This window comes from Paenibacillus thailandensis, from assembly GCF_042685365.1.
Lineage (GTDB): Bacteria > Bacillota > Bacilli > Paenibacillales > Paenibacillaceae > Paenibacillus_AP > Paenibacillus_AP thailandensis.
The window spans coordinates 1-13,476 of the sequence record NZ_JBHUMY010000037.1 but is presented as its reverse complement, the minus strand read 5'-3'; the positions used below and the strand labels follow the sequence as shown (position 1 = coordinate 13,476).

9 protein-coding genes and 1 rRNA gene are annotated in these 13,476 nt (G+C 56.2%); 9 read left to right on the top strand and 1 reads right to left on the bottom strand.

Annotated features, from left to right (window positions below; all coding sequences use genetic code 11):
- Positions 1-184: 184 nt before the first annotated feature.
- The 6 genes from ACFSW5_RS22220 (at position 185) to ACFSW5_RS22195 (ending at position 6,812) form a co-directional block, all read left to right on the top strand.
- Positions 185-1,966: an ABC transporter ATP-binding protein gene (locus tag ACFSW5_RS22220; protein WP_379278151.1), complete on the top strand. Its 1,782-nt coding sequence runs from the start codon at positions 185-187 to the stop codon at positions 1,964-1,966.
- Complete coding sequence (locus tag ACFSW5_RS22215; RefSeq protein ID WP_379278147.1) at positions 1,963-3,846, top strand: ABC transporter ATP-binding protein; 1,884 nt, start codon at positions 1,963-1,965, stop codon at positions 3,844-3,846. Before ACFSW5_RS22220 ends, ACFSW5_RS22215 begins: the two co-directional genes overlap by 4 nt.
- Before the next feature lie 36 nt (positions 3,847-3,882).
- The gene (locus ACFSW5_RS22210; RefSeq protein ID WP_379278143.1) at positions 3,883-4,590 is read left to right on the top strand and encodes a DNA alkylation repair protein; all 708 of its coding nucleotides are present in this window, start codon (positions 3,883-3,885) and stop codon (positions 4,588-4,590) included.
- A gap of 283 nt (positions 4,591-4,873) precedes the next feature.
- Positions 4,874-5,236, top strand: coding sequence for a GntR family transcriptional regulator (locus ACFSW5_RS22205; RefSeq protein WP_379278141.1), 363 nt, complete (start codon positions 4,874-4,876; stop codon positions 5,234-5,236).
- A complete protein-coding gene (locus tag ACFSW5_RS22200) occupies positions 5,233-6,129 on the top strand; it encodes an ABC transporter ATP-binding protein (protein WP_379278139.1) in 897 nt (298 codons plus the stop codon). The genes ACFSW5_RS22205 and ACFSW5_RS22200 overlap by 4 nt, the downstream gene beginning before the upstream one ends.
- The gene (locus tag ACFSW5_RS22195; protein WP_379278137.1) at positions 6,126-6,812 is read left to right on the top strand and encodes a hypothetical protein; all 687 of its coding nucleotides are present in this window, start codon (positions 6,126-6,128) and stop codon (positions 6,810-6,812) included. Before ACFSW5_RS22200 ends, ACFSW5_RS22195 begins: the two co-directional genes overlap by 4 nt.
- Before the next feature lie 145 nt (positions 6,813-6,957).
- Here the strand turns inward: ACFSW5_RS22195 and ACFSW5_RS22190 are convergent, their stop codons facing one another.
- Positions 6,958-7,809, bottom strand: coding sequence for an undecaprenyl-diphosphate phosphatase (locus tag ACFSW5_RS22190; RefSeq protein WP_379278135.1), 852 nt, complete (start codon positions 7,807-7,809; stop codon positions 6,958-6,960).
- Positions 7,810-8,258: 449 nt separating this feature from the next.
- Between ACFSW5_RS22190 and pcrA the strand changes: the two genes are divergently transcribed.
- The 3 genes from pcrA to ACFSW5_RS22175 form a co-directional block, all read left to right on the top strand.
- Positions 8,259-10,586, top strand: a complete 2,328-nt coding sequence (gene pcrA, locus ACFSW5_RS22185) for a DNA helicase PcrA (RefSeq protein ID WP_379278132.1) — start codon at positions 8,259-8,261, stop codon at positions 10,584-10,586.
- Between the two features lie 89 nt (positions 10,587-10,675).
- Positions 10,676-12,676 carry an NAD-dependent DNA ligase LigA gene (gene ligA, locus ACFSW5_RS22180; RefSeq protein ID WP_379278276.1) on the top strand — a complete coding sequence of 667 codons (2,001 nt, stop codon included), beginning with the start codon at positions 10,676-10,678 and terminating at the stop codon, positions 12,674-12,676.
- A gap of 525 nt (positions 12,677-13,201) precedes the next feature.
- A 16S ribosomal RNA gene (locus ACFSW5_RS22175) occupies positions 13,202-13,476 on the top strand; the annotation flags it as partial.

Here is a 13,476-nt window from a genome sequence, read left to right as displayed (position 1 = left end):
CTGACAATCCGCTTCCTTCGGAATCTCGGGCGGGTGTTTTTGTTTGTTCGGCGCCAGGGCTAACGCTTGATTTCCCGCTCGCTCCGTGCAAGTTTGACTTCCCGTTTGGGGAAAAACTATACTGAATTCGTATAAAAGTTTTATTACTAAACTATTTGCGTCCGAAGGGCGGGTGTACGCTGTTTTGTTAAAGCTATTCCGTTATTTAAGTCCTTATCGCTGGCAAGTTGTATTCGTTCTCGTGTTTGTATTTCTGCAAACGTTATCGGATCTTTATCTGCCGACATTAATGTCGGATATCGTGGACGAAGGCGTCTTGAAGCAAAACACGCCTTACATATGGCGCGTAGGCGCCTTTATGCTGCTCGTCGCCGCGGGAGGCGGCCTATGCTCCGTCGCGGCCAGCTATCTTTCCGCGAAGTCGGCGGCCGGCTTCGGGCGAATCGTCCGGAGCAAAGTATTTAGCCATGTCGAACATTTCTCCCTGCATCAATTCGACCGCATCGGGACTTCGTCGCTCATTACCCGGACGACGAACGACATTACCCAGCTGCAGCAGGTGCTCATTATGATGATGCGGATGATGGTCATGGCGCCGCTTATGTGCATCGGCGGCATTATAATGGCCGTATCGCAGGACGCCAAGCTGTCGCTTGTATTTATCGTCGTGCTGCCGCTGCTGGCGTTTGTCATTTATGCCGTCATGCGCAAGGGTATCCCGCTGTTCAAGGCGATGCAGAAAAAGATCGACAAGCTCAACCTGGTGCTGCGCGAAGGGCTCATGGGGATTAGGGTCATCCGCTCGTTCGACCGGACCCGGCATGAGACGGAACGGTTCGAAGAAGCAAACGCCGACCTGACCGATACGGCCGTTCGCGTCAACAAGCTGATGGCCGTTATGTTTCCGCTTATGATGCTGGTCATGAACTTGTCGATTGTCGCCATCGTGGCGATCGGCGCCGTACGGATCGGGAACAACGATCTTCAGGTCGGTTCGCTGATGGCTTTCATCCAATATGCGATGCAAATTATGTTTTCGCTCATGATGGGTTCCATGATGTTCGTCATGCTCCCCCGCGCGTCGGCTTCGGCGGCCCGCATCCAAGAGGTTCTCGATATGGAAGGAGGGACCGAGAACCACGTTCGGGAAGTACGCGGCACGGACGGGAAGCCGGCGGCAGGGAACGGGACGGCCGCATGGCCGAAAACGGAAGGCGGCAAACGAGGTTATGTGACGTTCGAACGCGTTTCCTTCCGTTATCCCGGAGCGGAGGAAGCGGCGCTGTCCGATATTTCGTTCGAAGCGGGCCCCGGCGAGGTGACTGCGATTATCGGCGGCACCGGCTCCGGCAAAAGCACGCTCGTCAGCCTCATTCCGCGCTTTTATGACGTTAACGAAGGCCGCGTGCTCGTGGACGGAATCGACGTCCGGGATATGGAGCCGGAGCGGCTGCGCGCCAAAATCGGCTTCGTGCCGCAAAAGGCGATGCTGTTTACGGGCACGGTCGCGGACAATATCCGTTACGGCAAGGAGGACGCGACGGACGAGGAGATTCGCCGCGCGGCGGAAATCGCCCAAGCGGCCGATTTTATCGCGAAGATGGAGCAAGGGTACGGTTCTCTTATCGCCCAAGGCGGGAATAACGTGTCCGGCGGGCAGAAGCAGCGGCTGTCCATTGCCCGCGCGCTCGTACGCAAGCCTGAAATATACGTGTTCGACGACAGCTTCTCCGCGCTTGACTTCAAGACCGACGCGAAGCTGCGGGCCGCTCTCAAAACGGAAACGACCGAAGCGACCGTCCTGATCGTCGCCCAGCGGGTCAGCACCGTGATGGATGCGGACCGCATTATCGTGCTGGACGAAGGCCGAATCGCCGGAATCGGGAAGCACGCCGAGCTGATGCAAACGAGCGAAGTATACCGCGAAATCGTCTTTTCGCAGCTGTCGGAGGAGGAATCCGCATGAGCGATCACAAGGATCGGAGAGGTCCCGGCAACGGACACGGCGGCCCGCGCATGGGACCGCCCGGGCCCGGGATGGGGATGCCGGTTCAGAAGGCCAAAAATTTCAAAGGCACGTTAAACCGGCTGATCGGGTATTTGAAGCCTCATGTCGGCAAGCTGACCGGCGTGTTGCTCGCGGCTATCGCCAGCACGATATTCAGCATCGTGACGCCGAAGCTGCTCGGAAACGCGACGACCAAGCTGACGGAAGGGTTAATCGCCATATGGAACGGCACGCCGGGGGCGGGCATCGACTTCGGCGCGATTAACCGGATTTTGCTTGTGCTTGCGTTGTTGTATGTCGTCAGCGCGGCTTTCGGCTATATCCAGCAATATTTGATGGCGGACGTGGCGCAGAAGGTCGTCTACGATTTGCGCAAGCAGGTTTACGACAAATTCAACCGGCTGCCGATCAAGTTTTTTGATTCGCGTCCGCACGGCGAAGTGCTGAGCCGGGTCGTCAACGACGTGGACAATATTAGCACGACGCTGCAGCAAAGCTTAACGCAGTTTATTACCTCGTTCGTTACGCTGGTCGGCGTAATCGTCATGATGCTGACGATTAGTCCTTTAATGACGTTAATCGTCTTTCTGACCATCCCGGCCAGTCTGCTGGCGATCCGGTCGATTGCCGCCCGATCTCAGAAGCTGTTCGTGCAGCAGCAGGCTCAGCTTGGCAGGCTGAACGGGCACGTGGAGGAAATGTTTACGGGCCACCGGATCGTCAAGGCGTTCGGCAGGGAACAACGTTCCATCGACGACTTCGACGAAATGAACGACAAGCTGTACGAAGCGGGCTGGAAGGCGCAATTTATATCCGGCATCATTATGCCGATTATGAGCTTCATCAGCAACATCGGCTATGTGCTGGTCTGTATCGTGGGCGGCCTGCTCGTCCTTCGCAGGGCGATTTCCGTCGGCGATATTTTGGCGTTTATTCAATATACGAGACAGTTTACGATGCCGATTACGCAGCTGGCCAACATCGCCAACGTCATCCAATCGACGGTCGCTTCCGCCGAGCGCGTATTCGAGCTGCTGGACGAGCGGGAGGAGATTCCCGATCCGGAGGTGCCGAAGGCGCTCATCCGCCCGGCCGGAGCGGTTCATTTCGATCATGTGCGGTTCGGCTACGAGGCGGACAAGCCGCTTATCGCCGATATGAACATCAACGTGCTGCCGGGGCAGACGATCGCGATTGTCGGGCCGACCGGCGCGGGCAAAACGACCATCATCAATTTGCTCATGCGCTTCTACGAGCTGGACGGCGGCAAAATCACGATCGACGGCGTGGACGTCAAGGAGATGAAGCGAAGCGGCCTGCGCAATCTGTTCGGCATGGTGCTGCAGGACACCTGGCTGTTTAACGGCACGATCCGGGACAATATCGCGTACGGGCGCGAAGGCGCAACCGAAGAGGAGATCGTGGAGGCGGCCAAAGCGGCCCATGCCGATCACTTTATCCGGACGCTGCCGGACGGTTACGATACGGTGCTGAACGAAGAGGCGTCCAACATTTCGCAAGGGCAGAAACAGCTGCTCACCATTGCGCGGGCGATACTGGCCGATCCGCAAATTCTCATTCTCGACGAAGCGACAAGCAGCGTCGATACGCGAACGGAAGTGTTTATCCAGCGCGCGATGAACTCCCTGATGAAGGGGCGAACGAGCTTCGTCATTGCCCACCGCCTGTCGACGATACGGGGTGCCGATCTTATTCTCGTCATGAATAACGGCTCGATTATCGAACAGGGCAATCATGAGCAGCTGCTCGCGGCGAACGGGTTTTACGCCGATCTGTACAACAGCCAGTTTACGGGCAAAGCGGCCAGCGGGGCATGAGGGCGACTTAAAAGGCATAGGAGGTGTTCGCCGGCGATGGACATCGAGGACATGATGAAGCAGCTGGAATCGCTCGGGACCGGGCAAACGAAAAAGACGCTCATGCGCCACGGCGCGCCCGAACCGTTATTCGGCGTCAGGATCGGCGATTTGAAGAAGCTGGTCAAGCATGTCAAAAAAAATCAAGAGCTTGCGCTTCGGCTTTACGATACGGGCAATTACGACGCGATGTATTTGGCCGGGTTGTCCGTCGATCCGAAGCGGCTCACCAAGGAGCAGCTGCGGGTCTGGGCGTCGAAGGCGAATTGCCATACGATTGCCGAATGCACGGTGGCGGCCGTCGCCGCCGAAAGCGCCTTTGCCTTGGAGCTGGCGAACGAGTGGATGGCCTCCGAGGAGGAGCTTATCGCTTCGTGCGGCTGGAACACGATGACCCATTACATCTCGGTTACGCCGGACGAGGAGCTGGACCTGGACGCACTTCGCGTTTTGCTGCGACAAGTGTCCGATCGGATCCATGAGGAGCGCAACCGCGTCCGTTATACGATGAACGGATTTGTGATCGGCGTCGGGTCTTTTGTGAAGCCGCTGGCCGGAGAGGCGGCGGCTGTCGCCGAAAAGATCGGCAAAGTGAGCGTCGACGTCGGCGATACCGCCTGCAAAGTTCCGGTCGCCGCCGATTACATCCGCAAAGTGGAGGCGGCCGGAAAGCTTGGCGCAAAACGGAAAACATGCATCTGTTAACAGGGACAGCCATCCTCCCAAAACATCAAAGCCTTGTCTAGCGGCCGATTGCCGCCGGACAAGGCTTTTGTTTTTGTTCATTTCCATAGCCGCCGGCCTGTCTTATGCCGGCACGGCCGCGCCGGGTCATGTTCGCGTATTTTGAACTTTTTTCGGCAGGTCCTTGCCCGCGCCAATTTGGGCTCATCCGATTTTTTGGAAATGGTTGACATAGGAAGAATAATCCATTATGATGAGGTTAGTTACTAGAGTAATTAACCAGTGTGGTGGTGAGGTAAAGATCATGATAGACGACAGCAAGCCGATATTTATGCAAATCGCGGAGAAAATCGAGGACGACATTATCGAGCGGACGTTGCCCGAAGAAACGCAGGTGCCTTCGACGAACCAGTTCGCGTCCTTTTACCGGATTAATCCGGCTACCGCGGCTAAAGGCGTCAACCTGCTGGCGGAGCAGGGCATTTTGTACAAGAAGAGAGGGATTGGCATGTTCGTTGCGGCAGGCGCGAGAGAGAAGCTGGTCGAGAAGCGGAGAGAGCAGTTTTATGAGCAATATGTAGTGTCGATGGTCCAGGAAGCGAAGAAGCTGGACATTACGGCGGAACAGCTGGCGGATATGATCCGGAAGGGAGCGGGCGGACAATGAGCGCGGTCGTGGAAGTGAAAGGGCTGACGAAGCGCTACGGCGATACAACGGTGCTTAACGCGATCGATTTTACGTTAAAGGAAGGCAAAATTTACGGCTTGCTCGGACGGAACGGAGCGGGCAAAACGACAATTATGCACATGCTTGCGGCGCAGTTGTTTCCGACGAAGGGCACGGTCAAAGTGTTCGGCGAAAATCCGTACGAGAACAAGCGGGTGCTGGATCGAATCTGTTTCATCAAGGAGAGCCAGAGGTATCCCGAGACGTTTAAGGTTTCGGATGTGCTTGGGGTTGCGGAGACCCTGTTTCCGAATTGGGACCGGCGGTATGCCGAGAATTTGCTCGAACAGTTCGATCTTCCCCGGAACCGGCCGGTCAAGAAGCTGTCAAGGGGCATGACCTCGTCCGTGGGCATTATTGTCGGCCTTGCAAGCCGCGCGCCGCTTACGATTTTCGACGAGCCGTATTTGGGGCTGGATGCGGTCGCCCGGTCGATGTTCTACGAGCTGCTGCTCGAAGACTACGCCAATCATCCCCGCACCGTTATTCTGTCCACGCATCTGATTGATGAAGTAAGCCAATTGCTGGAGCACGTCATCGTTATCGATAAAGGCGAAATATTGTTCGACGAAGAAGCCGACACGCTCCGAGATAAAGGTTATACGGTGGCCGGACCGGCCGGAAAGGTGAATTCGTTCGTGGGAGACAAGGAAGTCGTTTCGAGCTCGGCCCTGGGCGGTTTCTCGACCGCGACGGTAATCGGCGTATCCGCCGGGGAGAAGGAAGAAGCGGAGAAACTGGGACTCGATATCGTGCCGGTTTCCTTGCAGGAGCTGATCGTCCATTTGACGGGGAAAAGAAAACGGCAAACGGAAGGGGGATTCGGGGCATGAACAAAATTGGGGCCGTCATGCGCATGCACTACCGGGATAAATGGTCATGGTTTCTTATTCCGGTCATTATATTGTTCGCCAGCTTTGCAATCAATCTGCTTATCGGGTATTTGGTGCAGGAAGAAGAAGGGATGAGATCGGGCGGCGTCACGTCGGTTTACGTATACGCGTTTATAGCCGGCATCATCGCCCCTTCCCAAACATTCTCGTTCGCCATCGGGCTTAGCGTTCGAAGACGCGATTTTTTCTGGGGAACGGCATGCACCATGGCCGTCTTCAGCTTCACGGCAGCGGCGATGCTCACGGTGCTTTCGTTCGTGGAAGCGGAATGGACCGGAGGCTGGGGCGTCAAGCTGGGATTTTTTCACCTGCCGTATTTGAACGATGGCAATGCCGCCGTTCAATTGCTGATTGCGTTCAGCTTGCTTCTGCATATGTACATGGCCGGCTTTACGCTGGTAGCTTTGTTCCGAAGATTTGGCCGGAAAGGCATGTTCACGTTCTGGATCGCCGCGATCCTGCTGGGCACGCTTGCAAGCTTCATTCTGACCTATATGGAACTGTGGGGGGCAATCGGGGAATGGCTCGTCAGCCATTCGGCTTCCTATTATGCGGCTTGGCTGCTGCCGCTGACGGCGATCTACGGAATCGTCTCATACTTGGTGCTAAGAAAAGCGGTTTGACGCGAAACGCTCGTCATACGGCATAATACGCAAAGAAAAAGGGAGCTTCCCGGCGGCAAGCTCCCTTTCCCATCTAATACGGACTTAACTTTCTCGCCGAAACGGTTCGTCCGTAGGTGTTGGACGGCGAAGCCGTTTCAGCTTGTTACAGGATAAATACAAAGTAAATGATGGCGGCAAGCACGATCCGGTAAATCGCAAACGGAACGAGTTTGATCCGGTCAATGAGCTTCAGGAAGAAGCGGATGGAGATCAGCGCAAAGACGAACGCCGCGACGAAGCCGGCGATAAAAAACGGCAAAGCGTCCATCGTGAAATATTCCAGATTTTTGATCAGCGACAGAAAGCTGGCGCCGAACATGATCGGAACCGCCATAATGAACGTAAAGTCGGAAGCCGCGCGGTGGCTTAGCCCAAACATTACGCCCCCGGAAATCGTCGATCCGGAGCGGGAGAAGCCCGGCCACAGCGACAAGCATTGGATCAGGCCGATGCCAAGAGCCTGCTTGTAAGTAATCTGGTCGACCGTTTCCGCTCGGACGGTTTTCCGCTTATAGACGTAGTCCGCAACGATCATCAGGATCGCTCCGACGACGAGCCCGATCAGCACCGTTTCCGTCGAGAACAAATATTCGTCGATATAATCTTCGAACAACACGCCGAGCACGCCGGCCGGGAGAAGCCCGACGATAACCTGCATCAGCTTCAGGCGCCCTTTGTTGGAAGCGGCCGCCGATCCTTTGCCCGTGCCGAAAACCCGGTTCAGTCCGAGCAAATCGATGAACCGCTGCCGGAATACGACCAGGACGGCCAATATCGATCCCAGCTGGATGACGACTTTGAACGTATTGGCGGTGTATTTGCCCAGAAACTCTTCGGATTTCAGCCACATGTCATCGACGATGATCATATGTCCCGTCGACGATACCGGTGCGAACTCCGTCAGCCCTTCCACCAGGCCGAGAATGATAGCCTTCAGTATTTCCCAGAACTCCATTCCTATTAACATCCTCTCTATCTGCTATTCATATAAGCGGAACGAAAGCGATAGTATAGCCTTCCGTCCGGCTTATCGGCCGCCCGCTGCGCCGGGCTTCAAGCCCTTGCAACGGCAGCCCTGACATTCATTCGCGGTCCTGCAGGCGGTTTCCTCCCAAAAAACAGGAGAAAAAACTTCCATTTTCAAGACCGGGCACTGTCGCTATTATACATGAGAGGACTTCATAGGCTCAAATGTCTTAGCGCCTGTTTTATTCGGCGGGACCCTCCGGCTGGACGGCCCATCCGGGAGCAAGGCGGTTCGTCTTTCGCCGCAAACGTTCCCGTCTAAAGACGGAGTCAATAAAATACGCCTCAGCATCAACGATCAAATTGACATGCCAAGGCCCCGAAGTCTACACTGGGAGTAGGCGAACAAATGCGAACAAATCGGTACAAAGGAGCAAGATGATGTTAAATCCAATCGGCATCGAGCAAGCGGTGCAAAAGCTGAATCCGCCGCAGCGGGAAGCGGTCCGCACAACGGAGGGCCCTTTGCTTATCATGGCGGGAGCGGGCAGCGGCAAGACGCGGGTTCTGACCCACCGCATCGCTTACTTAATTGAGAACAAGCGCGTTGCGCCGTGGAGCATACTTGCCATTACGTTTACCAATAAAGCGGCCCGCGAAATGCAGGACAGAGTGTCGGCCTTGATCGGCCCCGGCGGACAAGACATCTGGGTGTCCACCTTCCACTCCATGTGCGTCCGGATTTTGCGCAAGGATATCGGCCGCATCGGATATTCTTCGAGCTTTTCCATTCTGGATTCGTCCGACCAATTGTCGGTCATCCGCAACGTCATGAAGGATCTCAACATCGACGTCAAAAAATTCGAGCCCAAGGCGGTTCAGGCCGCGATCAGCAGCGCCAAAAACGAGCTGATCTCGCCGGAGAGGTACGAGCAGAAAGCCGGCGATTATTTCGAAGGCATCGTGGCTCAAGTGTATTCGGCTTATCAGAAGCGTCTTCGGGGCAACAACTCGCTCGATTTTGACGATCTCATCATGAAGACGATCGAGCTGTTCAAGGACGTGCCGGAGGTGCTGGATTTCTATCAATCGAAATTCCGCTACCTTCACGTGGACGAATACCAGGATACGAACCGCGCCCAATACATGCTGTGCCGTATGCTGGCCGACAAGCACCACAATATATGCGTCGTCGGCGACAGCGACCAGTCGATCTACCGCTGGCGCGGAGCGGACATTACGAACATTCTCAACTTCGAGGAGGACTATCCGGAAGCCCGCACGATTATGCTGGAGCAGAACTACCGTTCCACCTCGAACATATTGGACGCGGCGAACGCCGTAATTCAGCGGAATACGGGACGAAAGCCGAAGAAGCTGTGGACCGACCGGGGCGCAGGCGATCCGATTACGGTCTATCAGGCGGACTCCGAGCATGACGAGGCTTATTTCGTGACGGGTGAAATTCGCCGGAACGTCGATACTAAAGGCAAACGGTACGACGATCACGCGATATTGTACCGCACCAACGCGCAGTCGCGGGTGATCGAGGAAGTGCTGATCAAGTCGGAAATTCCTTATCAGATCGTCGGCGGCGTAAAGTTCTACGACCGCAAGGAAATTAAGGACTTGCTGGCCTATCTTCGCCTCGTGTCCAATCCGGACGACGATATCAGCCTGGAGCGGATTATTAACGTGCCTAAACGCGGCATCGGCGATACGACGGTCGGCAAGCTGGCGGCCGAAGCGGCGAGAAGAGGCACGTCGATTTACGAAGTGATCGGCGATCTGGAAGGCGTGGACGTCAGCGGACGGATTCGCTCGCAGCTGATCGAGTTTCGGGACATGATAGGAAATTTGTCCCGCATGGTCGAATATTTATCCGTGACGGAATTGACGGAGAAGGTGCTGGAGCTGACGCAATACCGGCTCGAGCTGCAGCGGGAAAACACGCTCGAATCGAAAGCGCGGCTCGAGAACATCGACGAATTTCTGTCGGTAACGATGGATTTCGAGAAGCGGAACGAAGACCGCACGCTGGTCGCGTTCCTGACGGATCTGGCGCTTATCGCGGATATCGACAGCATGAACGATTCGGACGAAGACGGCGAAAACGCGGTCGTGCTCATGACGATGCACAGCGCCAAAGGGCTGGAGTTTCCCGTCGTGTTCATCATCGGCTGCGAAGAAAGCGTCTTTCCGCACAGCCGTGCGCTGGCGGACAACGAAGAGCTTGAAGAGGAGCGCCGGCTGGCGTACGTCGGCATTACGCGAGCCGAGGAAAGGCTGTATATGACTTGCGCCCGGATGCGGACGCTGTTCGGCCGAACCGGCGCGAACATGCCGTCGCGGTTTCTGGAGGAAGTGCCGGACCATGTGAAGGAGAACGTATCGCCCGGGGGCATCGGCCGCGGCCGCTTCGGAGGCGGAGGCTCGTGGTCCGGCGGCTCGGGCTTGTCCGCCGGCGGAAGACCTGCCGGCGGCTTCGGCTACGGTTCGGCGGCATCGGCCCGGCCTGCCGGCGCGTCCGGCGGGGGCGTGCGCGTCAGCACGCCGATGGACGCGGCCCGCGCGGCGGGCGGTTCGGCCGCCGGAGGCGACCGGAACTTCGCCGCGGGCGATAAGGTCAAGCACGGCAAATTCGGCGAAGGGACGGTCGTCTCCGTCAAGGGGACGGGCAACGACATGGAAATCCAGGTCGCTTTCCCGGCGCCGGTCGGCATTAAACGGCTGCTTGCCGCTTTTGCTCCGATTACGAAAGTATAAGGAAGGAACTTCAATACGGAAGGGGAGCCTCTGTGGACACGGAACAGAACAAGACGGTGCCCGCAGCCGATCCTGCGGCGCTGCAGCGCATGCAGGAGCTGGCGGATGAGATTGCCGCTCACAATTATCAATATTATACGCTCGATCAGCCGACCATAAGCGATGCGGATTACGATAAGCTGTACGACGAGCTCGTTGCGTTGGAGCGATCGACGGGCGTCGTGCTGCCCGATTCGCCTACGCTGCGGGTCGGCGGCGAGCTGCTGAAAGGCTTCGATCCGCACAAGCATTTGGCCAAGCTGTGGAGCCTCGACAAAGCCCAGGATGCGGAAGATTTGCTTGCCTGGAACCAGCGCGCTCTTAAGGCGATTTCCGACTACAATGCGAAGAATCCCGAAGCGAAGCCGCTCCCGGCCCCGCGTTATGCGATCGAGCTGAAGTTTGACGGGCTGACGCTGAACCTGACCTATACGAACGGACGGCTGGTTCAGGCGGCGACGCGGGGGAACGGTACGGTCGGGGAGGGCATTTTGCCGCAAGTCAAAACGATCAAGTCCGTCCCGCTGACGATTCCGTTTAAGAACGGCACGATCGAAGTGCAGGGCGAAGGCATCATGAATTTGTCCGTACTGGAGAAATACAATGCGACGGCGGCCGAGCAGCTGAAAAATGCGCGCAATGCCGCAGCCGGAGCGCTCCGCAACTTGAACCCGCAAGTAACGGCGGAGCGGAAGCTGGACGCCTACTTCTATAATATAGGCTATACCGACGGCGGCGTTACGTTCGAGAACCACGAAGAGATGATGCGGTTTTTGCGGGATAACCGGTTTAAGGTGAACCCTTACGTCATGTATTGCGACTCGATTGAGGATGTGCAGAAGGAGCTTGAGGCGATCGCCGAGCGCCGGCATACGTTCGATTATTTGATCGACGGGGCGGTCGTGAAGCTCACGGATATGCGCACCCGCGAAGCGCTCGGGTATACCGATAAGTTCCCGCGCTGGGCGGTAGCCTACAAGTTCGAGGCGGAGGAGACGACTACCGTTCTCGAGGCCGTATCCTGGGAAGTGGGCCGCACGGGCAAAATTACGCCCGTCGCCCGCGTGGAGGCGGTCGAGCTTGCGGGCGTCACGGTGCAGAACTGCACGCTGAACAATATGGGGGATATCGAGCGGAAAAACTTAAAGCATGCACTGGGCACGCTGGTCAAAATCCGCCGTTCGAACGATGTTATCCCGGAGATTCTCGGCAAAGCCGACGATGAAGAAGGCCGGGAAATTATCGCTCCGACGGAATGTCCGGCCTGCGGCACGCCGCTGGAGCAGCGCGGCGCCCATCTGTTCTGCAACAACAAGCTCGGCTGCCGTCCGCAGTTGATCGGCCGCATTACGCATTTCGCTTCGCGCGACGCGATGGACATCGAAACGTTCAGCATCATGACCGCCGAGCAGCTTTATGACGATTGCGGCGTGCGCGATCCGGCGGATCTGTACGATTTGACCTATGACGATCTGATCAAGCTGGATCGCTTCGGCGACAAAAAAGCGACCAAGCTTCTGGAATCGTTCGAGAAATCGAAATCCCGCGATCTCTCGGCGTTCCTGTACGCGCTCGGCATTCCGAACACGGGCAAAGCGACGACCCGGACGCTGGCCGACCATTTCGGCAGCCTCGACGCGGTGATGAACGCAACCGCCGAAGAGCTTACCGCCCTGCAGGATATCGGCGGTATCGTCGCGGACAGCATCGTTTCGTTTTTTGCCGATCCGGTTATTCGGGACAGCATCGCCCGCATGAGGGCGAGAGGAGTGCGCGCGGAGGCGGAGCAGCGCGAACCGGCGGTGCCGGCCGACAGTGTCTTTACGGGCAAGACGGTAGTCTTGACCGGCACATTGTCGCAAATGACAAGGGACGAAGCGGCCAAAAAGCTCGAAGCCTGCGGAGCGAAAGTGACAGGCAGCGTCTCGAAAAAAACCGCCTTCGTCATCGCCGGGGAAAACGCCGGCAGCAAGCTGACGAAGGCGAGAGAGCTTGGCATAACCGTTATCGACGACGAGAACGAGCTTCTTCGTTTGTTGGGCGAGAAATAGACGTTTAACGGCTCCGGGCGGAACGGCTGCGTTTCGCCCGGAGCTTTTGTTCAACATAAGGATTGATATGTGTTGCGTTATAAATTGTCTTATACTTCTCCCGCCGAAACGATTTCTGATTAGTTAAGGACTCAGTAGATCGTTTCTGCTTGGCTTGCAGGCTGTTGATAGACTGCTTAGACCGCTGTTGAAGCGTGGCCGCTCACCAATGGCTTCATATAGAAGTTATGGTTCGTCGAATGCGGCGGATACCCAAGTCGGAATATGGAATATATTACAACTTGTAAAGGCGTTTCGCCCATGATATATTATTTCTTGTCGCTTCTGACACAACGTCATAACTTGCAGCAACAAGAATCGTAAAGATTCGCAAGAAAAAAGTTGTTGACAAACGAAAAAGAAGCTGATAACATATGTGAATGTCACAACGATTTGTGACAGACAAGTTCCTTGAAAACTGAACAAATGGATCACGTCAATCCAATGATTTATATGAAGCTAGCAAGCTAATGAGCAAGTCAAACTTTTTTGGAGAGTTTGATCCTGGCTCAGGACGAACGCTGGCGGCGTGCCTAATACATGCAAGTCGAGCGGAGCTGATGAGGTGCTTGCACTTCTGACGCTTAGCGGCGGACGGGTGAGTAACACGTAGGTAACCTGCCCATAAGACCGGGATAACATTCGGAAACGGATGCTAATACCGGATACGCAGTTCCCTCGCATGAGGGGATTGGGAAAGGCGGAGCAATCTGTCACTTATGGATGGACCTGCGGCGCATTAGCTAGTTGGTGAGGTAACG